The following is a 2,353-nucleotide window of genomic DNA, read 5'->3' as shown; positions in this document are numbered from 1 at the left end:
GGCCCTGGCTCTGACAAAAGAGATGCTCCATGGATCTTGGCAGTCCTAAGCGTGGTCGCCGTCTCTTACTTCGCGCTGGGGCTCGTGAGTGCAATAAGAGCCGCCAGACAATAGACCGACCCGAGCACAGACGTATTGACTCCGTCAGGGGTTCTGAGGCATCAGTGACCACCAGGGATGTTCAATGAATGTCCGCAGGACTATCCTCAGCAGATGAATCAACACGCGGTTTCGACACAGTCTGACGGAGTTATATTCGCCCTCAGCATCAGCCGGAGATGGCTTCGTGTGGCCGGCTCGTGTGCAGTTGCAGCTGGAGCGGTTATCGCAATCGTGGCGAACTCGACGGAACCTTTCCGAGCCCCATTGGGAATCGCCTTGGGCGTCCTCGCGATGACTCTGCTCATCGCCTTCGCCGTCAAGAGCCCATCACGCAGGCAGGCAGCGGAACCAGCGTCGACGAAAATCGGAAAGAGCGGCCCCCGGACAGTGCTTGGCACGATGCGACGCAAAAGGTCCGTGGCGGCAGAACTAGCGCTCCTTGCAGAGCTCCATGCCAAGGGCGCACTATCTGACGAGGAATTTACCGCAGCCAAGCTCCGCACCCTTGGAGGCTGACTGACTTTCAGCTCCGGGAACTTGAGGTGAGCTGGCCCAGCGACCCGTAACGGGCGTTGGATGCCGATACGGCCTCGGACCACCGAATGGCGTTGGCGACACTTATGCCGGTCAAACGGGCCAAGACCACAGGTGGAACGTCCTGCGCCAGTTCGCCTAAGGCTCCGGTGCGAGCGGTTGCTGGCTGAACGCCCGCGGCCCGCAGGCGCTTTATTAGTGCTGCGGCGGTCAGGGGTTGTCCTGGCCGTGACCCAGGGAACAGCCATTGAGCGTCGCTGACAGTACCGAACAATCGAGGCGCGCTTCGATCAAGCAGAACCTTGCGTGCCAGTTCACCCACGCGGGACGGCAGCAGCAAGGGGTCTGCTCCGAGTCGCACATAGGTGTCATCGGCCCGGGTCAAGATGTCGGTGACCTGTAACGCGGTTAGCTGGTGCGGCCGGGCCCCGTAGAGAAGGGTCATGGCTGCAGCGAAGGCCGTGGCAGGGTGGGCGGAGGCATTGCCTTCTAGAAGCCCCTCGAGGATTTTCAGCCGCGTCCGGGAATCGAGGCCGGTTACGAGGAGGCCCGTGCGTTGTCGGCGTGGGATGTGGAGCTTTTGGCAGTTGTTGTTCTTTTGCGCCCAGGCCAGGAAGGCCTTCACACGGTGCCGCTCACCGTGCCCGGTGGCGAGCCATTCATCGATGTCTGCCTGGGTCAGTAGGGCCAAGGACCGGCCCCTCTTAGCGGACCAGGTCAGGAGTTCAATGACGATTCGGAGTTCTCGCCGGCGGCTGCTGACCAGATTGGTACTGAGAGGCTGTGGTCGCTGGCGCAGCTCCCGCAGGTGGCGCCAGCGGGCGAATTGGTTGAAAGCCTGTCGTTCTGCCGGATCCTTGATGTCCTGCGCGGCTGTGACGATCCAGTGTTTGAATCTGGCCAGGTTGTTGTCGCGCGCCGGAAGGAGGGAGTGTTCCACGAGGATCGAGCGCACTGCTCGGGTGGCTTGGTCCGGGCCGGCGGCGTCCAGGAACGCGTGTGTCCTGGTTTCCTCTTGGTTCAATAATGTGCGCAGGAGCTCGACGGAGCCCGTTCTCTGGAAAGCCGTCACTACACGTGCCGGGTCGGCGGCGAGAAGAGCAGCGTGAAGGGACTGCACTTCAAGGGAGTCGCGAAGCAACTGCGCGGTGAATAGTTCGGATAGGTACTCGGCTGCGGTGCACGGCGTGCATAGACCCCGGAGCAGCCTTGTCTTGGTGTCGCAGGCTCGGCAGTTCCGGAACGATGCCGGGTTGGAGCGATAGCAGTAGTCGCATAGTGGTGCGCCCTCTGCGCGTCCTGCCACGTACCTGCTCTTGCCGCAGTCAGAGCAGGGCTCCCGAGTGCGTGCACAGATTTTGCATATAGGTTCACCGGCCTTCGTGCGGGTCCCGACCAGCCCGTTCCGGCGGCAGACACTGCACGCCTCTTTCTTTTTCGAGCAGTGGTGACAGCGTGCTTTGGCCGTTCCGGCGAACAAGCATGGCTTGTCCTTCCCGCAGGACAGACAGCGGTCGATGCGTGGCGTCATTGCGAGGGGATGATTTTCGCCCTCTTCGGCCTGAAGCCTTGTTGACGAAGGAAGTCGGCAGAGGCTGCGCTGGCTTCAGTCTCCTCCGTCCCTGTCAGGGCTGCGGGCTTGCCCAGCTCCACGCGTTGAATCAAGTCGTCCGCTCTGCAGTCGAAGATGTCCATCAGGGCAACCAAGACCTGCATG

The 2,353-nt window shown here is 61.8% G+C and carries 2 protein-coding genes and 1 pseudogene; 1 reads left to right on the top strand and 2 read right to left on the bottom strand.

Annotated features, from left to right (window positions below; translation table 11 throughout):
* Positions 1-393: 393 nt before the first annotated feature.
* Entirely contained in the window at positions 394-618 is a 225-nt protein-coding gene (locus tag IEX43_RS20145) for an SHOCT domain-containing protein (protein ID WP_188814050.1), read from the top strand.
* Positions 619-625: 7 nt separating this feature from the next.
* Here the strand turns inward: IEX43_RS20145 and IEX43_RS20140 are convergent, their stop codons facing one another.
* Positions 626-1,942, bottom strand: a complete 1,317-nt coding sequence (locus IEX43_RS20140) for a hypothetical protein (RefSeq protein ID WP_188814048.1) — start codon at positions 1,940-1,942, stop codon at positions 626-628.
* Between the two features lie 221 nt (positions 1,943-2,163).
* Positions 2,164-2,353 (bottom strand): annotated as a pseudogene (locus IEX43_RS20415) (helix-turn-helix domain-containing protein); the annotation flags it as partial.

It is taken from the genome of Pseudarthrobacter polychromogenes (assembly GCF_014644495.1).
Taxonomy (GTDB): Bacteria; Actinomycetota; Actinomycetes; order Actinomycetales; family Micrococcaceae; genus Arthrobacter; species Arthrobacter polychromogenes.
This window is presented reverse-complemented; position numbering and strand designations above follow the sequence as displayed.